Genomic DNA, 21,932 nt, shown 5'->3' with positions numbered 1-21,932 from the left:
CTGAGTTTTGATTATTCTTTGAATTCAAATCGTTTGGTTCTAAAACCTGGTCTCTGATGTGATTTCCCACATTTGGTACAGCTGTATTTAAGTCTCACCTTTTTTGTAGGCTTATCTCCTCCAGGTACCTTTGAGAACTTTCCGTCGTTACCAATACCTGATCTGCGTTTTTTCTGTCTTGTGATGTGGGTCATTGATGATTCTTTACCTTTTTTCGCCTTTTCGATTTTATGTTCTGTATGCATTTTACAGAAAGGGCAATGTGTCCTCATCTTTTTTGGAAATTTCATGATAAACACCTTTTATTACTTCGATAAATTTTAATTGATTTTAATGAGTTGTGCTGCGTTTCGCTTAACAAGTCCGTTGGCATTGGGAGCTGGTAAAACAACAACATCTTCGGAATTTAGTTTATAATTACGATTGTCTACAGCTTTGAATGTAGGTATATCTTTCAATGCTCGGACAACAACGTACTCTTCATTTATATCATTTTTGCTATTGGAACTGGTTTTAGATTCGTTTTTATCTATTTCACTTTTTCTGGATTTTTCGGTATCACTGTTTGATGGGGTGGCAGTGGTTTCCTGTGAATCTTCAACTTCTTCTATTGGATGCTCTGGTTCTGATGATTCTGTATCTGTATTTTCAGTTTGATTGCTGCTTTTATCCCTTATTTCAGGATTTATTATAGGTTCAATTAATTCCTTATGGGATGTATGGATGGCAGAAAGTATGGAATCGTACACCTTTCTTTCTTCAGGCAGTAGTTTGTCAAGGTCGTTTTTTGATGGATTTTTGGAAAATGCATGGGATCTGGCATATGTGGTAATTTTTTTGATTCTGTAGATGAATATATTTTCTACATCAATGATGGCACTTTCAAGTTCATCTTCAAGCATTTTGGATTCTACAGAACGGGGGTTGTTTATGTTTTTAATTTCGTTTTCCAGTTCTATTATGTAGTCCTGCACCCTTTTGTAAAAATCAGATGAGATTTTGTTAATCGAAGGGTTTCGTTCTTCCCTTAGTTTATTCTTGAGCTCAGTTCGATCCGTATTCAGCACCCCCTCTGCACATTAAATGGATTGCTGCATATTCGGGCAAATCCTGTACACCCTCATTCACATGATATTTATTACCTTTCATTTCTACAGTAGAGGGTTGGGTTACATTTACTGTAATATGATTATCTTTGAAAACTACAGCATCTTCGAGAGGTTTAAAATTCTCCAGTTGTGAAGCCGAAAGAGTTGTCACCTTTAAACCCGAACCACCATGAAGTGAACCCGGAACTCTTATAAGACGTTTTACATCAGCAGTAACCGGTTCATCTACATTGGCAATTAGATTATCAACAGCCTGTTTTCCCAGGTATTCAAATAAATTTTTTGAAGTATTTGAAACCATGTCTATTTTGCCCTTTTTCAACAATGCAAGTTGTTTTTCATCATTGAAAATGTTGACCAGTTTTTCAGCGGTTGTTTTGCCAACACCGCTAAAACCTGTCAGTTTTTTAATGGGTTTGTTACTGTTAACTATATTTGAAATGTAGGATATGATATAGCGGTTGATTTTTGCACCCCATCCTCCATCGTTTTCCGAAGGGAATACAAACATACTTGCATCGCGTCTCCCTGAATCACCGCTAACATAACTTTTCCCAATTATCTGGCTTATATCAAGACCCCTGCCGCTAATATAATCCACGATTTCACGTCTTTCAGCACTGCCCAGCGACCTTACAGATGGATGAGATATATGAAAGTGATAACCTCTACCGCCTGAAAATACGATGTTTATATCATCTTCACCAAACCCAAAATCATCAGATAGAAAATCGTAAAGTTTTAATGCTTCCTGTTTTACATTCTCCAGCATTTCGGGATATGAATCGGGTACATGGGGGAGATGGTCTGCATCAAGGTCAAATATTAAATCCGATTGTAACCAGTTTTTATCTTTCATATTGGATGCATTGGGGTATTCATAATACGCTACAGAATAATAGGCATGTGCTGGAACTGTCCATGCAAAATAGTCCTGAAGTTCACCCGATGATCCGAAAGCCATGTGGCGACGCATCACAGTTTTTGGCATGTCATCAAAGAGGATAAATCCCCATTCACGGGATGTATATTCAGGAGGTAAATGTATATGTGCATCCTGATAATAATCCTGAAACCTTTTTTTTAGAAAACGCAGTGTTTTATCGTTCATGTTGTTGGTTTTTGTCCTGTCTTGTTAATAAGGGAGTACAGATTCTATTCTATACTCATTATTATGGATTGTATTTTATACTTTATTTTTGCCCTATTTTTAAGGATAAACCTTATAGTAGAATCTGACATTTTCTGTTGACTATGAAAAAGAAACAAGAGATGTCAAGTGCTGATATATCCGCCCTTATATCAGAATTATCAGATGGTTCTAATTCTATAGTTGATGCAAAAATCAACAAGATATACCAGCCAACACCTGATGAAGTCAGAATAAACATTTATATACCCCGTGTCGGCAGGGATAATCTGGTTATCGAGGCAGGAAAGAGGATACATTTAAGCAAGCATCTCCGCTCTAATCCTAAAATGCCGGGTCCATTCCCCATGCTTCTTAGAAAACATATAATGGGCGGTCGAATCACTTTTATCAGGCAATACGATTTTGACAGGATTGTGGAGATAGGTATCTCAAAGGGAGATGTCGATACAATACTGATTGCTGAATTTTTCTCACAGGGTAATGTTATCCTTCTTAACAATGAACGCAAAATCATTCTCCCTATGAAGCCCAGAACATTCAGGGGTCGTAAAATTCAGGGCGGTGAGATGTATGAATATCCCGAATCCCAGATTAGTCCGCTTGAGGCAGAAAAAGATGACCTTGAGCAGGCGTTTTCTTCCAGTGAAGATGATGTAGTACGCACAATAGCAACCAGTTTTAATCTCGGGGGATTACTTGCAGAAGAGGTATGTGCAAGGGCTGGGGTGGATAAAAATAAACCAGTAGATGATGTTACTTTAGATGAAAAATCCAAACTTACTGATACTTTAAAAGATGTGTTTACCCCGATTGTTACCGGTGAACTTAACCCCTGCATAATAAAACAGAAAACAAATAATCAATCAGAATATGTTGATGTGCTTCCTTTTGAGCTTGAACAATACAAGGAATATGAAAAACAATATTTTGATTCGTTCAACAAGGCTCTGGATGAATTCTTCGGAAAAGAGGTTGTAGAAGCTGAAAGAAAAATCCAGGAATCTGCCAAAAAAGAAAAAGTGGATATATATCAGAGACGGCTTCAGCAGCAGCAGGGAGCAATAGAGAAATTTGAAAAGGAAGCCAACAAATACAATTCGATAGCAGAAGCAATATACTCACATTACCCGTTTGTTGAAGAAGTGATCACTGTTTTGACCAATGCCCGTAAAAGTGGGTATTCATGGGATGATATTAAATCCAAACTCAAAGAAGCGAACGATATCCCTTCTGCAAAATTAATCCAGAGTATAGACCCCAAATCAGGAACAATTGTAATGGATCTTGACGGTACAAAAGCAACACTTGATATCCGTTATTCAGTTCCACAGAATGCACAGACATATTATGAAAAAGCCAAACGGGTTATGAAAAAGCGTGAAGGAGCTCTTCGTGCAATAGAGGAAACAAAACGAATTATAGAAAACAGGGATAAACCTCAGCAACAGACAAGAAAACGTAAAGTAATACGTAAAAAACACTGGTATTCACGATTTAGATGGTTTATATCATCCGATGGATTTCTCGTTGTTGGTGGGAGAGACGCGGATACCAATGAAGAGATATTTAAAAAATACATGGAAAAGCAGGACATTATACTCCATACACAGGTTCCGGGAGCACCACTGGCGATTGTCAAATCAAAACGTTATAATGTACCTGAGCAGACTATGTATGAGGCGGCACAATTTGTAGTGTCATATTCAAGCATCTGGAAATCGGGACAGTTTGGTGGAGATTGTTACTGGGTGTATCCCAACCAGGTCTCAAAAACTCCAGAATCCGGTGAATTTCTGAAAAAAGGGTCATTTATAATCAGAGGCGACCGTAATTACTTTAAAAACGTTCCTGTGAGTGTGGCGATAGGACTTGAACTTGAAAATGAAACAAGGGTTATAGGCGGACCATTAGATGCAGTGAAAAAAAATGGGAAATACATAATCGAATTAATGCCCGGAAAGTATAGCCAGAGTGATTTGGCAAAGAAAATATACAAATTATATATGGAGCAGTTAAAAGACGTTCATTTTGTAAAAAACATAGCCTCACCTGACCAGATATCCAATATGCTTCCACCCGGGGAATCCGACATCAAGGATAAAAAGGACTTTTAATTAAACGGAGAGAACTGTATATATGAGGGTGACAAAACGTAACTTAAAAGGCAGGGAAGGTGAAATCTCACTTACACCAGAAACATTGGATGACCTGTGGCATCTAAAGTATATTATTGAAAAAGGGGACCTTATATTTGCACTAACCAAAAGAAAGGCAGATTCTGATACCGATAAACTTCGACCTGAAAAAGCCGAGAAAAAAACCACAAGACTTGGTATAAGAGTGGATTCACTTGAATTTCACAAATTTTCCAACCGTTTAAGGATAAATGGTTTGATTGAACAGGGGATGGATCAGGGATATTACCATACTCTCAATATCGAGGACAGTACAGATGTTTCCATAATTAAAACTTGGAAAAAAGACCAGCTTGAAAGAATCGATGAAGCGGAAGCGGCATCCAAGAAACCGAAAGTTGTTATTGTTGCGATTGAGGAAGGGGATGCAGATATAGGATTAGTACGTCATTATGGAATTGAACAGTATTCTCATATTACCCAGTCTTCGGGTAAAGGTGAGGGTACATTAAGGGAAGTATTTTTTGAAAACATCCTGAACCAGTTGAAATATGCAGCTCCTGGTTCTGAAGCTATTGTTGTGGCTGGACCCGGTTTTACCAAGGAAGATTTCATGGAGTTTTTCAAAAATAAAGAACCTGAGATGGCATCAAGTGCAGTAGTAGAGGATACTTCATCCATTGGTATGAGCGGATATCAGGAAGTTCTGAGAAGAGGTGCAGTAGATAGGATTATGGAACAATCCCGGATAGCTAGGGAATCTTCTTTAATGGATGAACTTTTAAAGGAAATGGCTACAGACGGCAAAGCAGAATACGGACTTGAAGAAGTAGAAAATGCTATCTATTTTGGTGCAGTAGAAACACTTTTAATAACAGATGAAATGCTGAGGCAGGAAAGAGAAAAAGAAGATATTGATATAGATACTCTTTTACAATCTGTGGATCAGGCACAGGGGACTGTAGTTGTTTTCAGTACCGAATTTGAACCCGGTAAGAAACTGGATTCTCTGGGTGGAATAGCGGCACTGCTTAGATTTAAGGTATAAAGCCCAAAAGGATTATTCGTTTGATTTTAATGCTTCTGCGATATTTTTACCCAATGTTTTGGCAGCCTCTACTGCTTCGGGCTGGTCTTCAAATCTGTTAACCCCTACAGATTTCACAGTAGCCTCGTTTCCATACATCATTTTTATACCGGTGAGATCACATTCATCACCATAACCACATTTTATACATGGAAGGTTTCCTAATACTGTAGCAGACCCTACAAAATTCATACCTTCTTCCATCATATAATACATAACAGCATTAACACCGTTATCACACACAGGAGGCAACATTTCGCATGATCCGGGGACTGCACATGTAATAACTGCTCCACCGGGTTTGCCCTGCATGAACCCGTATTTGTGTCTGAGGGGATATAATCTTTCTATAAACGCTTTTGAGCGGGAATCCAGTGTAGAGTAGGGTGTATATCCGGCAACAATCAAAGCATCTGCATTTTTGGCTTTTTGTGCTAAGATATTACCGGCATCATTGATTACACAAACGTTTGTATTTACACACTTAAGGCATGCTCTACAGGGTTCGATGTTATAATTTTTCAATTTTACAAATTCTGTATCCATCCCTGTGGCAGCAAGGGCGGTCTTTAAAGCACTGTCTGTATTACCATCATCAATAGGTGAACCTGAAACACCAAGTACTTTCATTATGATCACTTCTTAAGTGATGTTTGGTTTGGTCAGGTTTATATAGTTAAGCGTTATAATAATATATCAACTAAAGTTGTGGTACATTTTAATAACCAAATATATTTTTTGAGAAGTTATTATTCGGGGAGCATCTGTTTAAAAGCCCTTTTTGTGGATTCTATACACAGGGTTTCCTTTCCGTCTTTATATACACGGACAATTCCGCCGGATTCGGATACAGTGATTGCAATAGCGACAGTGTCTCTTGTAATAGCGGCTGCAGATACATGTCTCCCCCCAAGTCCTTTGTTTATTACAAGGTCTTTTGCATCAACATCCAGATATTTACCTGCCGCTTCTATAACACCATCTTCAGAAACCACAAAAACGCCGTCAAGCTGGGAGAATTCTTTTATGGATTCCCAGTTTTGCTTGTTCAAAATGTCCCGGTTTGGTTTAGAATGACCTGCATAAGGGTTTAATATCATCTGGTGAGACCTTGACATGACTTCGTCCACATCACCAATGATAAATGCAGTTCCGATTTGACTGCCTTCTCTACCGGTAGCCGCAATATCAAAGGCTATTGTAAGCACAGCACGCATCACTTCAGGAGATACTCTTTCTTCGCATTCTCTCATTGCCTTTATTAGCGGGCTTTCACTCAAATCATGGACGATTATCGAGCTTGAGTCCCTTGTTTCAACTATACCTACAACAACGCCCCTTTCCAGTTCTCCCAGAAGATGTTCTATAGCGGCAACATTTTCCACATTTTTTGTATTACCAGCTACTTCTTGTGTAATTTTGTCGGCAATTTCTTTACCGCGTTCCTGTTGTTCTGAACTGGTCGATACCAGATAATCAATTATGCTTTTTGGTCTCCGATGAGCAAAATATACGGGTAGGCTTGTAGTAAGATCTTTAATTTCGATGTCTCCCGATACAATTATTGCCTCTGCCTCAAGTTTTTCTGCAAGGTCGAGAGCCGTTTTTACAATAGTTTTTTTAATCACCATTTAATCGCCCGTGATTCTCCGTTATTGGTTAATCCATTCTCTATTTGGTATAATGAAATCCATAATTTATAAAAACTTAGGTGTAGTCATAATGATATGTAATATGAAACTGTATCTATTTACAGGTGAAATTATATGGTTAGAGCTTTCATATCTGTAGACTTTCCTGAAGAATATCACGAAAAAATTGCTGAAATACAATCCAGATTCAGGGATTTTAAAGTAAAAATGGTAAATCCAGAACTTGTGCATATAACTCTAAAATTCCTTGGTGATGTTGAGGATGACCAGATTCAGGAAATAGCAAAATCACTGGATAATATCGATTGTGGACCATTTCATGCTACAATTGAAAATATAGGAGTATTCCCAAAACCCAAATATCCCAAAGTTGTATGGCTTGGGGCTGAAGGAGACTTTAAAACACTGCATGATAATGTAAATTCTGTTTTGAAAGATTTTAATTTCAAGGAAGATAATAAAAAATTTTCAGCACATGCCACAATAGCAAGAGTTAAACACCTATCCAAAAATGACAAGGATTTATTTTTAAAAACACTTGAAGAATTAGAGGGTATAGAGATAGGTACTATGTGGGTGGATACTGTGAAACTTAAAAAGAGTACATTAACCCCTCAGGGTCCTGTATATGAAACTCTTCATGAAGTTAAACTAAAATAATAAGTGGAAATATAAATCCTCTATTTATTTTACCCTTCATATTTATCAAAACCACTGGACCGTATTATACTTCTGTTGGATGTGATTATAAGACACTCTACGTTGTCCAGTTGTTCAATCATTTCAAGCCCTTTATCTTCACCTAAAACAAAAATTGCAGTTGAATAGGCATCAGCATCCATTGCTGTTTCTGCAATAACAGTGGAGCTTATAATTTTTCTGGAAGGGTAACCAGTTCTTGGGTCTGATATGTGGGAAACCGATGCGGATTTATTATAATAGCGTTCATAATTCCCGCTTGTAGCAACAGCCATATTATTTATGTTCATTACTGTAATTGCGTCACCTGTTTTGTTTGGATTTCTTAATCCAACTTTCCATGATTTATTGTCATTTTTATAGCCTATGTATCTACCATCCCCACCGGCGTTTACAAAACCGTTTTCTATACCACTATTTTTTAGGGATTTAATGGCTTCATCAACAGCAAACCCTTTAGCAACACCTCCAAGAACAATACCCATATCCTTTTTGATGGATATGTTACTGTTTTCAATGGTAATGTTTGAATTATTAACAAGTTTTAGGGTTTTGTTTATTTCTTTTTCAGATGGGGGTTTTTGGGGTCCACCGGGGGCGAATTTTTTCTCCCATAGGTCAAGGATGGGTTTTACTGTAACATCAAAAGCACCGTTGCTTACGTTGTAATAGTGCTTGGTTTTTTTAATTACGTGCAAAAAGTCAGGGCTGGCGTTTTTAACAAATCCATTGTTATTTAATTTACTGAGCTGGCTATTGTTTTTATACGAACTCATCATTTTGTCAACAGAATTTATTTCGCTGAAGGTTTCATCAATAACTTTTTTTGCGTGAGTTTTATTATTATCCTTTATATGGATTGTAACTGTAGTATCCATTAAACTTCTGGATTCTTGAAACGATTGTAATGTATCATTATTTTCAACAACTGGCTGGTTATCATTGGTTGAGATGGAAATTGAAACAATAGATGCAGTAAGTATTAATAGAAAAACTGCGACAATTTTATAATTCATAATTGGTTAGGAGGATTGTTTAATATTAAATTTAACTCGAAAATTATAAGTATAGATGATTTACCTTTAAAGAATTATATTTGTTATAACCGTGTTACGGATGTATTATTATGAGCGGTATAAACCCGGGAACTGTTTCTCCGAAAGGTTCTGATAAACACAAGCATTTAATTGTAGCTATTCATCAAATAATGGAAGAGTATGGATGGAGAGGGATTGAAAAACATATAGGTTCTCAATACGACCTTATAATTTATGTGAAATCTGATTCTAATCTTGAAAAAATAGAATTAAAAGCTCAGGTATTGGGTACTCGTCTAAGTGTTAATTTTTTAGGTCGATTTGCAAAGAGAAACATCCTGGATAAGATTTTTGACCTTAATACCTATGAGATTCCAAAAAAATTTGAGTTGGCGAAATACGTAGCAGATGATGGAAGTATTTTAAATGAACAGCGTCTTAGAAATGTCATCGGAATTGTTGTAAGAGAATTAGAAGATGCTGCAGGTAAAAAATAACGGTGTTTTTTATGAAAAAACTGAAAGCAATTATTCTGGGAATAACGTTGTTTATGTTTTTTATATCGGGTATTTACGCTTATGTAGGATACAGTGGTAGTGATGTACTTGATAAACATTACATGATTGATGGTAGATGGTCTGAAAGTGTATGTGGTGGTTGCCATTACAATGCCGATTTAAATCCTCTGGCAAATGATGCAGAACAATCTTACCATGTGCAGACAGATATGGATAAATGGAATCCTCTGGATAATTTCCACATATCTGAGCAAGGCAAAGATGCATGGGTAAAGGAATTTGGACCTCAACACCCGGGTGGAGGTCCCCTTAAAGAGTATGGGGTAGACCTTGATTGTATGGTTTGCCATGACCAGACAGGTGAATACAATTTCGATGAAAGGGCTGAAATGATTAGAAACGGTAATTTTGAAGAGGCCAATGAAGCGGCGTGGGAAGAAGCAAAACACGAGCTACGTCAGGAACCTCATTACGTAGGCAGTTATATGCTTGATATTTTGACACCTCTGCCAATCGTTACAGAGATTCATGACCCGGTAAATGGAGCACCACAACGGAGTTCATGTGAAGAGTACTGTCATTCAGATCAGGTTGTAAAAACCGGTGTTAACTGGGCGGATGAAGATTATTCAGAGTGCGATGTTCATGCAGAAGAAAGCTGTATGGAGTGCCATGAAACCATAGAACATCAAATAGGTAGCAGTACCATGCCAGCTGCACAGGAAGTAGGTGCGGAAGTACAGAGTTGTCAGTCATCAGGATGTCATGAAGGGATATCCCATGGTGGAACAGTTGATGCTCACCTTGAATTCCTCGATTGCAAGTCATGCCATGTAACTGAAATGCCGGGTGGTGAATCATCAGGAGGAGAGCCTCTTAAAGAATTCACGTGGAAAAATGGAACCCGAGAAGATACAATTCGGGAAGCAAATTTCAAACCTACCCTTGAGTGGACAACTAACCAATCCTTACAGAGTACAGATAAGCTCCCACATGTAGCAGATGAGGATGATGAAAATGCAGAACTGGATACTTATAATGTAATCACAGGAGTCTGGTGGGATGCAGGGATTAATGAGGAAGTTGCAGCAAATCCCAATAACAGTACAAAAGTAGGCGACCCTATACCACCGTCTCATGTTAGGCAGGCAGACTCCAATGGTGATGGAAATGTCACTCAAAAAGAAATGCGTTCTTTCAGCAGTGATGGAGAAGGCCCTGATTATCCAAATGCAGTGTTAAGACATGTAGACCTGTATTATCCAATAAACCATAATATAGCCAGTTCTGATGTAGGATTATCCGAACCTCTTGAATGTGATGACTGTCATGGAGTTTCCAGAACAAACGCATTGCAGAATATACATTTCAATCAAAGTAGAGACTGTACAACCTGTCATGATAAAAAACCTGCAATGGATTGGGCAGCACTTGGATATGAGGAAGATCCTGCAAAGACCGACCCACCAACCAACTTCTCGGATATAAACATTAGTGTGACCGTTCCAGGTGAAAGACCTGATGAAGTGGAACAAGACCCAGCCTTTTAAGGAGTGGTTATATTGGAAATTGAAACATTAAACATATTACCAGAAAAAATGGTTATCCCATTAAAACAGCATACAGGTGAAATCTGTGAACCATTAGTAGACGTTGGAGATACTGTAATTACAGGTCAGAAAATAGGAGAGGCGAAATCATATAGTGATGTCCCTGTACATTCCAGTGTATGTGGTGAAGTAACAGCTATACAGGATTCACATCATCCAGATGGTTCTAAAATCAAAAGTATAATTATAAAACCCAATGACAGTGAGGAATCAGTTAATTATTCTCCTCTTGAAAACCCTACTCAATCGCAATTAATATCCCGTATTAAAGATGCAGGAGTAGTGGATTATACCGGTGAACCGATACATTCTATTCTGCAACCGGAAAATAATGAGATACATACAGTAATCATAAATGCCACATGTTCGGAGTGGATGTATGGTCATTTCAAATCAGTTTCTAATTCACCGGAACAATTACTTGAGATGTTGAAACTTTTAATACAAGCATCAGGAGCATCAAAAGGAGCTATTGTACTTTCTAATGATGATGAAGAATCTATCGATGCCTTTGAAAGGACAACTGTTGATGGAAACCCTGTACATGTGGGTCCTCTTGTTGGAAAAAGAACAATTGATTATTATTTGGAGGACATGAATTCAGACAGGGTAGTAGTTTCACAGGACAGGATATACGGAAAGAATACACAAAACCTTTTTACCTATTTTGTAACAGGATGCAAACTTTCACCTGATAAACATCCTAATGATGCAGGAATTGCAATCTGCAGTGTGAAATCGGCAAAAGCACTATATGATGCAATATATGAGGGTAAACCCTCTTTTGAAACAGTTATCTCAGTGTCAGGCGTTGGTAATGCCAATCCACAAAAGGAGTTAGTAAAAGTTGGTACTTTGTTTAAAGATGTTATAGAGCATCTTGGTGGATATAGGGAAAATTCGGTTAAACTAATAGCAAATGGTACAATGACTGGTATTGCTCAGTATACAGACGAGGTACCTGTAATAAAAACTACTACAGGAATAACAATACAGACTGAGGATGAGCTTCCAGTGTATAATACGTATCCGTGTATTCACTGCACAAAGTGTGTGGATATCTGTCCCATGGAGCTTGTGCCAAGCAGATTGGCTATACTGGCAGATCAGGGTCGTTTTGATGAATGCCGTGAAATGCATGTTATGAATTGTATAGAATGTGGACGATGCGCAGCCATTTGTCCATCAAAAAGGCACCTTTTACAACTGAACCAATATGCAAAAGAAGCTATAAGGAGATCCTATGAAGATTATCAGCCAAAAGAAGAATCATCCAATGTTACACTTGGATGTTCATGTGGAGGAGGTCGATAAACATGCCATTAACAGTATCGCCACCCCCACATAAAAAAACATCATTCAGTGTACAAAATTTTATCTGGTACAAAATATTTGCGCTTATACCGCTTGTTATTGTCTCCATATACTTTTTTGGATTACCTGTATTGAGCCATATAATAGCAGGTATATTCGCAGCAGCAGCAATAGAGGTTGTAATCCTAAGATTCCTTGACCAGAAGATTACTGTAAACGATGGTGATGTAATTTTTATAGGGATGATAACAGCATTGGTTATTCCTGCTGGAGCACCATGGTGGTTGCCGATGCTTGGATCAGCTTTTGCTGTAGGCTTTGGTAAACACATATTTGGAGGTATCGGGTCCTACTCTTTTAATCCAGTACTTGCAGCCTGGGTATTTCTGAGCCTTGCTTATTCGTCTTATATGACACCGATATCAGTACCTCAATTAGGTGTACTTTCTGATTTAATATTGGAAACAGGAGCAGGTTATCCGATAGGCGTATCTCCTCTATTGATATTAATTCCTGGGATTTATCTTGTTATGAGAAAATATATAGAGTGGAGAGTTCCACTAAGCTTTTTTGTGACAGTATTTGCTTTGGCTTATCTTGCTGGTCATTTATCCTATGCTTTCACAGGGGCATTGGTACTTGGTGGACTTTTCCTTATTACTGATACTGCAACATCACCAATTACCAAAAACGGTAGGATAATTTATGGTTTTATAGCAGGTGTTCTTGTATTTATCTACGGATTCTTTTCGGATTATGTAGCAGGAACATTCTATGGGCTATTATTGGCAAACGCTTTCTCTGCGTTTATAGAAAATAATACCTATCCTAAACCCTTTGGTGCAGAATCATTTTTCAGGTCAAAAATTAATAAACTGTTAGATAAGTTGGGTAATGTTTATTATACAAAGGTGTTAAAAGATGAAAGGATTCAATAAGGAAATCATTGTAATCATAGCCAAACTGGTATTGATTTCTGCAGTGGCTTCAGCGGTGCTGGGAGCTACTTATGTACCCACTCAAGAACAATTAAGGATTGCCGAACAAAGACAGACCCAGGAAACACTTTCACAGCTTATGCCAGAGGCTGAAGAATTCGAACCAGTTTATTCAGGTGAAAATGAAGAAGAAGTTCTTTACTATCAAGCATATGATTCGGGTGGAAATCTTATAGGATATGGGTTTGTGACGGAGCAAGCCGGATATGATGATGATATAAAAATGGCAGCGGCTGTTGATACAAACTTTGAAAAAATATATGGGATGGAAGTTCTCAGGCAAGCTGAAACACCTGGTAAAGGTTCCAAAATAACAAATGCAGAGTTTAAAAACCAGTTTAGTAATTTGCCTTTGGACGGTCTTGCGTTGTCACAAAACAGTGGTAATGTAGATGCTATATCAGGAGCTACAGTATCCTCAAGCGCAGTAGTTACTGGTTTAAATAATAAAATAGAGCAAATCGAACAAGAAATAAATTAATAACAATATGGTGATACTATGGGTGTTTGGGATGAATTTTTAAGGGGAATAACCAGAGACAACCCTATATTTGGGCTTGTGCTTGGTTTATGTCCCACATTAGCAGTAACAACAACACTGGAAAACGCTATAGGTATGTCGGCAGCAACTGCTTTTGTTTTAATATGCTCGAATGTACTAATATCAACTTTTAGAAAACAGATTCCTGCTGTTGTAAGAATTCCTATATTTATTATGACCATTGCAACTTTTGTGACAATTATTAGCATGGTGATGGAAGCGTATTTCCCATCGATGTTTGCTGCACTTGGAGTATTCCTTTCACTTATTGTGGTTAATTGTGTAATTATGGGAAGAGCTGAAGCTTATGCAAGCAGAAATAATACATTGTACTCGTTTATTGATGCATTGGGTATATCAGCAGGTTTTCTTGTTGCACTTGGTGTCATGGGGTCTATCAGAGAACTGCTTGGTACAGGTGAAATTGTTACATTTGGTTATCAGTTAATAAGTGTTCCAATTGACCCGTTAGATTATATGATATTTCCACCGGGTGCATTTCTAACAATAGGTGTTTTGATGATGCTTGTAAATCATTATAAAGCCAAGAAACTTGAAAGAGGTGAATAAAATTGGCAGAAGACTCAATATTATCTGTGTTGATGCAGGGTGTTTTTGTACAGAATCTCATCCTGATACAGTTCCTTGGATTATGTCCATTTATCGGTGTTACTAAAGATACCAAGAGTTCGGCAGGGATGTCATTGGCGGTTATTTTTGTAGTAACAATGGCATCTGTGGCAACGTACTTTATCTATACGTTCTTGCTTGATCCAATGGGATTGCAGTTTTTAAGAATTATTAGCTTCATTGTTGTGATAGCTTCCCTTGTACAGCTTGTAGAATTTGTGTTAAGGAAAATGTCGCCTGCTGTTTACAGGTCTCTTGGAATATATTTGCCTTTAATTACAACTAATTGTGCAGTACTTGGTTCAGTTCTTTTAAATATCAGAGCAGGTTATGATTTTGCACAGAGTGTAACATTTGGGCTGGCAGCAGGAATCGGATTTACAATAGTACTGCTGATAATGGCAGGTTTAAGGGAGCGTTCAAGCCTTGTGCATGTTCACTCATCTGTTAAAGGAGTTCCACATGCATTTTTCTTTGCTACCCTGTTATCAATGGCATTTGTAAACTACTTTGAGGTAATTCCTTTGGGTGGTTAAATTCTATCGTATGATATATATTTCATGGTTAATATTATAATTTAATACCTTACCTTGCCTATAGAGGTGAACTTATAAATGGACTTCATTAATGTCATAATCCAATCAGTTGCAGTCCTTGGAGGACTTGGTTTTGCAATTGGTGTAATGCTAATTGCGGCTTCAAGAATATTTCATGTTGAAACAGACCCACTGGTAGAGGAAGTGCTTGAAGCGCTACCAGGAGCAAACTGCGGTGCCTGTGGGTATGCAGGATGCAGTGCATTTGCTGAAGCAGTTGTCAGTGAAGATGCACCTATCGATGGTTGCCCAGTAGGAGGATTTGAACTGGCACAGCAAATAGGAGGTATACTTGGAAAGGAAGTTACCCAGGGTGAAAAACAGTATCCGGTTGTTAGGTGTAAAGGTGGTGTGAACTGTGTAAACAGGTTCGATTATGTAGGCATCCAAGACTGTAATGCGGTAATGATGCTTTCAGAAGGCGAAAAAGGTTGCAGTTATGGATGTATGGGTAGAGGGACCTGTGTAAGAGCCTGTCCTTTCGGTGCAATAACAATTGGTGAAGACCGGCTCCCTCATATTAACAAAAACCTGTGTACAAGTTGCGGTCTTTGTATTGAGTCTTGTCCCAATGATATATTAGTATTCGGTAAAGAATCCGAAAAAGTACATGTACGCTGCCGTTCACATGATAAACCAAAAGCTGTAAAAGCAGTTTGTACAACTGGATGTATCGGATGCAAAATATGTGAAAAGAATTGCCCTGAAGATGCCATAAAGGTAAATAATTTCCTCGCTGAAATCGATCAGGAGAAATGTACTGCCTGTGGGATATGTGTTGAAAAATGTCCTCAGGGTACAATTGAAATGAAAGAAACTGGAGAAAAAACCAAAACAAGCACAAAACAGAGTGCCGACACTTCAGAAACAGCAGAAGCAGATTCAGGATAATTTTTTCGTTAATTATAAAATTTAGAGGGTAGGATAATAATGACATACAGGACTGCTATAAAATTAAATGAAAACATTGTAGGACTTTTATGTTATCCGGGTTTCTGGTTAACAGGAGTTCTTTTTTTGCTTATTGAAAACAATAATAAGTTTGTACGTTTTCATGCACTTCAATCATTTTTGACATTTCTCCCATTATCTTTGTTAGTGTTTTTAATAGGATGGTTGCCTTTTGTAGGATGGTTACTCGCGGATTTTGTAGGTTTCATGGCACTTTTCCTTATGCTTATACTGGCAATTCAAGCATATCGTGGTTTGAAATTCAGATTGCCCTATGTTGGAAATATAGCTTATAATTATATCTACAAATAAAATAGAATCAGTATTGTAACCTACCATATTTTTTAGTTATGTGGTGGAGGGTTTGTTATAAAAGAAGAAATCTGGATAGAAAAATACAGACCGTTCAAACTTGATGATATCGTTGGTCAGGGTGAGGCTATAAAACGGTTGAAGTCATATATAAGTACAAATAATCTTCCGCATCTGTTGTTTTCAGGACCGCCGGGCGTCGGGAAAACTGCTGCAGCGGTGGCAATAGCCAAAGAATTATTCGGAGATGCATGGCATCAGAATTTTACAGAACTTAACGCTTCTGATGAGCGTGGGATTGATGTAGTGCGGACAAAAATAAAAGATTTCTCAAAAACATCTCCTATAGGAGGGGCGGATTTTAAAATAATTTTTCTCGATGAAGCTGATGCACTAACACCTGATGCACAATCAGCCCTCAGGAGAACGATGGAACGTTATACAAACAATTGCCGTTTTATTTTGTCATGTAATTATTCATCAAAAATAATTGAACCCATACAATCCAGATGTGCAGTTTACAGATTCCGCTCATTATCTTATGAGGCAGTGGAAAAGAGAGTTCGATATATAGCAGAACAGGAAGGTCTACAGATTTCAGAAGATGGGGTTGAAGCCATCAAATATGTATCCCAAGGTGACATGAGAAAAGCTATAAATGCTCTACAGGCGTCAGCCCTTATAGATGATGTTATTGATAAGGATACAATTTATAAGATAACTGCAACTGCTCATCCTGAAGAAATAGAAGAATTGGTACAAAAAGCACTTGATGGGAATTTCAAAGCGGCACGTGAAACAATGGAAAAACTCATGTCAGAACAAGGACTTTCAGGAGAAGATGTAGTAGGCCAGATTTATCGGGCGATATTTAATCTGGATATCCCTGAAAAGTTGATGGTGGAACTTGTCGATAAAATAGGCGAAATTGATTTCAGGCTCACTGAAGGAGCTAATGAACGTATACAGTTAGAAGCACTGCTTGCTCACTTTACATTATCCCAGTACGAATAATATGGTATTCAGAGAATTTCTGGTCGAAACCTTTAATGTAATGCCGCCCTGGATGTCGACATTTTTATTGAGTGCACTCCCTTTTTCAGAACTTAGGGGCTCGATACCAGTGGCGCTGGTGATATATGAAATGAATCCTGTACTGGCATATTTAATGGCAGTACTTGGTAACATGCTTCCTGTAATTCCCATATTGCTGTTTTTGGGTCCTGTGTCCAATAGTTTGCGAAGGTTCAGGTTATGGGACAATTTTTTCACATGGCTGTTTGAAAGAACACATAAGCGTCATTCAGAAAAATTTGAAAAATATGGAACTCTTGCACTGGTAATGTTTGTATCAATACCATTACCTGTTACAGGTGCATGGACGGGATGCGTTGCTTCATTTGTTTTTGGTATAAAGTTCAGGCATGCGTTGTTGGCTATATTGTCAGGAGTTTTGATTTCAGGAATAATTGTAACATCACTGGTTCTTTCAGGTATAGGTGTAGTAGGTATTGTTAACTGAATGATTCGAAACGTTCATATCTGGTAATGTATATAAGACGTGACAACACTACTATATATAATAATAACCGAGGTAATTAATATGGCAAAAGGGAAAAAGAATAATAAAGTACTGGAAATGGAAGAAAGTCACTGTATAGGTTGTGGCATCTGTTTTTCAGTGTGTCCTATAAATGCTAAGCTTGAGAAAAAGGATGAATTTGACCCGGATGATGAAAATCTTGCTATCAGGGTTGTTAACGGCAAGGCATTAATTAATGAAGAAACCTGTATTGTGTGCGGAACATGTACAAAACATTGTCCTATAGGTGTACTTTCAGTTAAAAAATTGGAATCTGCAGAAGCTTAAGCTTAAAAAATAGAAATGCTGTATTTACAACATTTCTTTTGCTAATCTTATATCTTCTTCTTTTACAGTTTTTCTGCCAGCATGTTCTGCCAATTTCACCGCTTCTTTGGAGATATCCTGTCCATATTCTTCCAGTATCTCTGTAAGGGCATTTCCTGCTGATTCACTGACTCTTTCTGCTCCTGCACTTCTTATTACGCGTTCTACAGGAGCAAGTGGTAGAATTGTCAAATTTTTCACCTCCAGGTAGTCTTTGAATAGATATTCAATCCTTTTTATTTCTAAAATCAAGGAATAGATATATATAATTTTTTATTACCTTTATTGTATAAAGATTACATACAACATTAAATTAATGTAAAATCCAGATTTATAAATTAAAATGTGGGTACAGTAGATATACAGCAGATTATTATCGAGTCATGATTTAATAAAGGTGACGTTTCATGGATAACAATTTGGCGCCTCATTTAGACGAATTAACAAGGGCGCTTGAGAATGTAGATGAAAATCTTATAAAAAACGAATTAGAAAAACTGTTGAGTTACCGGGTGCCAGTTGAAGAGGCAAAACGTACTATTCTTAGAAAATATAAATCAAGTGTACTGTATCCAAAAAATATTGGAAATTTGAAGGCTAATTCCAAGGGATTGGAAATCACCGGTCGCATTATAGACATCCAAAACAAGACTGTTAATGTAAAAGGTGAAAAAGTACCCATCTCATCAGGAATTATTGCTGATTCTACAGGTGCATGTTATTTTACATTGTGGGAAGACATGTCACTTAACATAGGTGATGCTTTAAAAATTAAAAATGCATATACACGTAAATGGCAAAATCGTGTCCAGCTCAACATTGGTAACCGTTCAGAAATAACTTATCTATCTGATGAATCATTACCATCTGTAGATGAAATAACCAGACAAAACAAAAAGAAATTGTTTGATATATCTTTTTCTGATATTTATGTTAATTCAATGGCTATTGTTGTAGAACTTTACCACAGAGAAGTAAATGTTAAAAACAGAAAAACGACCATTTTAGAGGGTGTACTTGCAGATGAAACCGGAAAACTCCCTTTCACATCATGGACACCTCTGGAGGGGGTGGATATTGGAAAAGTTATCCAATTTGAGGGTGCTTTTGTGCAGACCTTTAAAGGGGTGCCCTCTATAAATATTAATGAATCAACATCCTTGGAAATAGTAGATTCAACAGAAAACCTGCCGTTTACTTATGAAACAGCTTCAAATACATCAAAACCTGTACCTATAAAAAATATTTTAAACAAAGACGGTATATTTGAAGTATCTATAGAAGGTAATATTATTTCATTAAGGTCTGGTTCGGGAATAATCACACGCTGTCCAACCTGTAACCGTGTGATTTTCAAAAATAAATGCCGTGCACATGGAACTGTGGAAGGTTACCATGATATGCGTATTAAAGCAATACTGGATGATGGTACCGGTGCAATAACAGTAATTCTTAATAGGGAACTTTCAGAAATAGTATACGGTAGTAGTATGTATGAAGCTGAAGATATAATCCAAAATACACTGTCTCAGGATGCAGTATATGAAGACATGCGTCGCAGATTAATAGGTAAATATCTGGGTGTATGTGGAAATTCGTCAAACACAGATTTTGGTCCGACACTTGTTGCCAAATCTGTATGGGTTCCAGACGGCTCACTGGATGACCGTGTGCACAACCTCTTAAAACGTCTGGAAGGTGTGACCTATGGTTGAGCGTGAAGTTGCTCAAAGGATATTTGCAAAAGAATTCAATGATTCAACGCTTAATATAGACCCGGGGAAACAGGTTGATAATAACAGTGTTTATACACCCAATTTTCTTATTACCCCGATTGGTACAAAAGTAAACAGAGTTTTTGTGGTTGGTGTTGTTACAGAAGTTGATAATATAGGAACAGACAATAATATCTGGAGGGCTCGGATAGTAGACCCAACAGGGGCATTTGTAGTATATGCGGGTCAATATCAACCGGAAGCATCAATTTTTTTGTCAACTGTTGAAATCCCTACCTATGTAGCACTTATAGGCAAATCCAGAGCATATATCCCAGAAGACGGAAGTGTTTATGTTTCAATACGACCAGAAGAAATCAATGTAGTTGGATCATATATTCGTGACCAGTGGATTGTAGATACTGCTGAACTAACATTGGATAGGATAGATACATATTCAAAGGCTATTTCTACGGAATTAAAAGGTTCAGACCTGTATGATTATCTGGTACAAAACAATGTATCTTTTGATTTTGCAGAAGGTATCACTCTTTCACTTGGATATTATCATACCGGTGTGGATTATATTGAGGAATTAAAGACATCGATTAAGGATTGTCTTGAATCGATAGATGTTGAATCTTTTGAAACATCATCAGATGAACCTGACATAGAAGAATTTTTGATAGGAATCATGAAAGATATTGATGAAGGAAAAGGTGTGGATTATGGAGAATTGATAGACCTTGCACAGGAGAAAGGTGTTTCCGAACAAACAGTAGAGGATGCGGTCAGTTCGATGCTATCAAATGGTAAATGTTATGAACCAAAAATTGGGATAATAAAAGTTGTATCCTGATATTATTCTTCATCGAATTCTATACAAATATTGCGGGCATCATTGGCTATTGATTCTGCCATGAATCCTGATTCAATCCAGCAGGCATGGATAATACCTGAAGGGACAATACAGGTAGCACAGCATCTTGATTCCTGTGATTTTTGCATAACAAAATTATCTTTGATATTAAATATTTCCATTTTTGGAACTTCTATACCTGAAAGGTTTTTCACTTTTTTACAGGATGTATCTATATTGATTAAAACATTCTTGCCTTTTTGTTCACCATGTATTTTGTGAATGTAATCACAGACATTTGAATGTACAGTTAGTTTTGTCATTTTACCTCCTATATATTAGAATGTTATTTTTTAATAAAGCTTTTACCCGAGCTAAATTATCCGATATTGTTAAGTAAACAAAGCAGTTAATTTAAACCTGTAGAACAATTGTTTATATTTATTCTATTTAACTACCAATAGAGGATTAATATGGAAAATAAAAAAATAATTGAGAAAGTTAAAAACAGAGTAATGGAGATGAAGGGTGTATGCGGTGTATTTACCCTTGATGCTGATGACCTTGAGAATATTAAAGAACAAGAGAAAAAGGCAGAAGATATGACTCTGATGGGACTTGGAAAAGGTGACAATCAGGGTGTAAAAGAGGTAATCAACCGTGATGTTGTGATGGTGTTTACCACAAACAAGGAGTTTGAATGGCCTTGCAGCCCTCAAGTGATACTTATGAAAGAGGGCGAAAAAATTGGTGAAGAAATGGATGATACTGAGAAACTTAAAGAATATGAAGAAACAGGAGATGCTCTTGTAATAGGTAATATTGTAATCTATGATAAGTCATCAATATCATCTCTGACAGGTACTTCTAAACCCCTTGTAGTAGTAATGCCTCCCAAAGAATGTCCAACTGTTGAAGAGGTTCCTGAAATCAATGATGTAGTTCTGGGTTCACCATCGCCTCCAACAGATGAATATCTCAAGGATAGAATGGAAGCAGTATGTGAATCAGGTATGGGATCATTTTTGTTGGGCTTTAATATCAAATAAAGCTTCTTTTAATTGTTATTAATGAATCCCATGGATTGGTTTTGTATGGTGGGTTAAA

At 37.3% G+C, this 21,932-nt stretch carries 26 protein-coding genes; 18 read left to right on the top strand and 8 right to left on the bottom strand.

Translation table 11 applies throughout. From position 1 onward, the window contains the following. Nucleotides 1-11: 11 nt before the first annotated feature. The 3 genes from METEV_RS09925 to priS are packed head-to-tail and all read right to left on the bottom strand — an operon-like array spanning nucleotide 12 to nucleotide 2,220. Complete coding sequence (locus METEV_RS09925; protein WP_013195374.1) at nucleotides 12-290, bottom strand: 50S ribosomal protein L44e; 279 nt, start codon at nucleotides 288-290, stop codon at nucleotides 12-14. Between the two features lie 30 nt (nucleotides 291-320). Next, nucleotides 321-1,067, bottom strand: coding sequence for a hypothetical protein (locus METEV_RS09920; RefSeq protein ID WP_013195373.1), 747 nt, complete (start codon nucleotides 1,065-1,067; stop codon nucleotides 321-323). Next, nucleotides 1,045-2,220, bottom strand: a complete 1,176-nt coding sequence (gene priS, locus METEV_RS09915; protein WP_013195372.1) for a DNA primase catalytic subunit PriS — start codon at nucleotides 2,218-2,220, stop codon at nucleotides 1,045-1,047. Before priS ends, METEV_RS09920 begins: the two co-directional genes overlap by 23 nt. Before the next feature lie 143 nt (nucleotides 2,221-2,363). On the opposite strand from priS, the gene rqcH reads away from it, so the two are divergent. Then, complete coding sequence (rqcH, locus tag METEV_RS09910) at nucleotides 2,364-4,376, top strand: ribosome rescue protein RqcH (protein WP_013195371.1); 2,013 nt, start codon at nucleotides 2,364-2,366, stop codon at nucleotides 4,374-4,376. A gap of 22 nt (nucleotides 4,377-4,398) precedes the next feature. Further along, nucleotides 4,399-5,445 carry an mRNA surveillance protein pelota gene (locus tag METEV_RS09905; protein WP_013195370.1) on the top strand — a complete coding sequence of 349 codons (1,047 nt, stop codon included), beginning with the start codon at nucleotides 4,399-4,401 and terminating at the stop codon, nucleotides 5,443-5,445. 12 nt (nucleotides 5,446-5,457) lie between these two features. Here the strand turns inward: METEV_RS09905 and METEV_RS09900 are convergent, their stop codons facing one another. Then, a complete protein-coding gene (locus tag METEV_RS09900; RefSeq protein WP_013195369.1) occupies nucleotides 5,458-6,114 on the bottom strand; it encodes a flavodoxin family protein in 657 nt (218 codons plus the stop codon). A gap of 119 nt (nucleotides 6,115-6,233) precedes the next feature. After that, complete coding sequence (locus tag METEV_RS09895; protein WP_013195368.1) at nucleotides 6,234-7,115, bottom strand: DNA integrity scanning protein DisA nucleotide-binding domain protein; 882 nt, start codon at nucleotides 7,113-7,115, stop codon at nucleotides 6,234-6,236. 135 nt (nucleotides 7,116-7,250) lie between these two features. Between METEV_RS09895 and thpR the strand changes: the two genes are divergently transcribed. Next, a complete protein-coding gene (gene thpR, locus METEV_RS09890) occupies nucleotides 7,251-7,796 on the top strand; it encodes an RNA 2',3'-cyclic phosphodiesterase (RefSeq protein WP_013195367.1) in 546 nt (181 codons plus the stop codon). Nucleotides 7,797-7,825: 29 nt separating this feature from the next. Here thpR and METEV_RS09885 read toward each other — a convergent pair whose 3' ends face one another. Further along, a complete protein-coding gene (locus METEV_RS09885; protein ID WP_013195366.1) occupies nucleotides 7,826-8,851 on the bottom strand; it encodes an FAD:protein FMN transferase in 1,026 nt (341 codons plus the stop codon). Nucleotides 8,852-8,961: 110 nt separating this feature from the next. On the opposite strand from METEV_RS09885, the gene METEV_RS09880 reads away from it, so the two are divergent. From METEV_RS09880 to METEV_RS09825, 12 genes are all read left to right on the top strand, one after another. After that, entirely contained in the window at nucleotides 8,962-9,369 is a 408-nt protein-coding gene (locus METEV_RS09880) for a hypothetical protein (RefSeq protein ID WP_013195365.1), read from the top strand. A gap of 11 nt (nucleotides 9,370-9,380) precedes the next feature. Then, the gene (gene mmcA / locus METEV_RS09875; RefSeq protein ID WP_013195364.1) at nucleotides 9,381-10,940 is read left to right on the top strand and encodes a methanogenesis multiheme c-type cytochrome; all 1,560 of its coding nucleotides are present in this window, start codon (nucleotides 9,381-9,383) and stop codon (nucleotides 10,938-10,940) included. Between the two features lie 3 nt (nucleotides 10,941-10,943). Then, nucleotides 10,944-12,314 (top strand): 4Fe-4S dicluster domain-containing protein, encoded by a 1,371-nt coding sequence (locus METEV_RS09870; RefSeq protein ID WP_394296167.1) that lies wholly within the window; start codon nucleotides 10,944-10,946, stop codon nucleotides 12,312-12,314. Between the two features lie 2 nt (nucleotides 12,315-12,316). Further along, entirely contained in the window at nucleotides 12,317-13,252 is a 936-nt protein-coding gene (gene rnfD, locus METEV_RS09865; protein WP_013195362.1) for an Rnf electron transport complex subunit RnfD, read from the top strand. Continuing rightward, nucleotides 13,236-13,793 (top strand): Rnf electron transport complex subunit RnfG, encoded by a 558-nt coding sequence (rnfG, locus tag METEV_RS09860; RefSeq protein WP_013195361.1) that lies wholly within the window; start codon nucleotides 13,236-13,238, stop codon nucleotides 13,791-13,793. The genes rnfD and rnfG overlap by 17 nt, the downstream gene beginning before the upstream one ends. 18 nt (nucleotides 13,794-13,811) lie before the next feature. Continuing rightward, a complete protein-coding gene (gene rnfE / locus METEV_RS09855) occupies nucleotides 13,812-14,423 on the top strand; it encodes an Rnf electron transport complex subunit RnfE (protein ID WP_013195360.1) in 612 nt (203 codons plus the stop codon). Between the two features lie 2 nt (nucleotides 14,424-14,425). Continuing rightward, nucleotides 14,426-15,019 carry an Rnf electron transport complex subunit RnfA gene (rnfA, locus tag METEV_RS09850; RefSeq protein WP_013195359.1) on the top strand — a complete coding sequence of 198 codons (594 nt, stop codon included), beginning with the start codon at nucleotides 14,426-14,428 and terminating at the stop codon, nucleotides 15,017-15,019. Between the two features lie 78 nt (nucleotides 15,020-15,097). Then, complete coding sequence (locus METEV_RS09845; RefSeq protein ID WP_013195358.1) at nucleotides 15,098-15,970, top strand: Fe-S cluster domain-containing protein; 873 nt, start codon at nucleotides 15,098-15,100, stop codon at nucleotides 15,968-15,970. A gap of 39 nt (nucleotides 15,971-16,009) precedes the next feature. Then, the gene (locus tag METEV_RS09840) at nucleotides 16,010-16,342 is read left to right on the top strand and encodes a DUF4870 domain-containing protein (RefSeq protein WP_013195357.1); all 333 of its coding nucleotides are present in this window, start codon (nucleotides 16,010-16,012) and stop codon (nucleotides 16,340-16,342) included. A 57-nt stretch (nucleotides 16,343-16,399) separates the two neighbouring features. Beyond that, nucleotides 16,400-17,356 (top strand): replication factor C small subunit, encoded by a 957-nt coding sequence (locus tag METEV_RS09835; protein WP_013195356.1) that lies wholly within the window; start codon nucleotides 16,400-16,402, stop codon nucleotides 17,354-17,356. 1 nt (nucleotide 17,357) lies between these two features. Further along, nucleotides 17,358-17,864, top strand: a complete 507-nt coding sequence (locus METEV_RS09830; protein ID WP_013195355.1) for a COG2426 family protein — start codon at nucleotides 17,358-17,360, stop codon at nucleotides 17,862-17,864. A gap of 81 nt (nucleotides 17,865-17,945) precedes the next feature. Beyond that, on the top strand, nucleotides 17,946-18,212 hold the full coding sequence (locus tag METEV_RS09825; RefSeq protein WP_013195354.1) for a 4Fe-4S dicluster domain-containing protein: 267 nt from the start codon (nucleotides 17,946-17,948) through the stop codon (nucleotides 18,210-18,212). A 24-nt stretch (nucleotides 18,213-18,236) separates the two neighbouring features. Here the strand turns inward: METEV_RS09825 and METEV_RS09820 are convergent, their stop codons facing one another. After that, nucleotides 18,237-18,443 carry a histone family protein gene (locus METEV_RS09820; RefSeq protein ID WP_013195353.1) on the bottom strand — a complete coding sequence of 69 codons (207 nt, stop codon included), beginning with the start codon at nucleotides 18,441-18,443 and terminating at the stop codon, nucleotides 18,237-18,239. 215 nt (nucleotides 18,444-18,658) lie between these two features. Between METEV_RS09820 and METEV_RS09815 the strand changes: the two genes are divergently transcribed. After that, nucleotides 18,659-19,966 (top strand): Single-stranded DNA binding protein, encoded by a 1,308-nt coding sequence (locus METEV_RS09815; protein WP_013195352.1) that lies wholly within the window; start codon nucleotides 18,659-18,661, stop codon nucleotides 19,964-19,966. Next, nucleotides 19,959-20,825 carry an RPA family protein gene (locus METEV_RS09810; protein ID WP_013195351.1) on the top strand — a complete coding sequence of 289 codons (867 nt, stop codon included), beginning with the start codon at nucleotides 19,959-19,961 and terminating at the stop codon, nucleotides 20,823-20,825. The genes METEV_RS09815 and METEV_RS09810 overlap by 8 nt, the downstream gene beginning before the upstream one ends. A gap of 2 nt (nucleotides 20,826-20,827) precedes the next feature. Here METEV_RS09810 and METEV_RS09805 read toward each other — a convergent pair whose 3' ends face one another. Further along, nucleotides 20,828-21,148, bottom strand: a complete 321-nt coding sequence (locus tag METEV_RS09805; protein WP_013195350.1) for a DUF6951 family protein — start codon at nucleotides 21,146-21,148, stop codon at nucleotides 20,828-20,830. Between the two features lie 150 nt (nucleotides 21,149-21,298). Between METEV_RS09805 and METEV_RS09800 the strand changes: the two genes are divergently transcribed. Next, entirely contained in the window at nucleotides 21,299-21,874 is a 576-nt protein-coding gene (locus tag METEV_RS09800; protein WP_013195349.1) for a hypothetical protein, read from the top strand. Nucleotides 21,875-21,932 lie beyond the last annotated feature (58 nt).

The organism is Methanohalobium evestigatum Z-7303 (genome assembly GCF_000196655.1).
In the GTDB taxonomy this organism is placed as follows: domain Archaea; phylum Halobacteriota; class Methanosarcinia; order Methanosarcinales; family Methanosarcinaceae; genus Methanohalobium; species Methanohalobium evestigatum.
The sequence above is the reverse complement of the archived record's forward strand: the minus strand, read 5'-3'. Positions and strand labels throughout refer to the sequence as shown.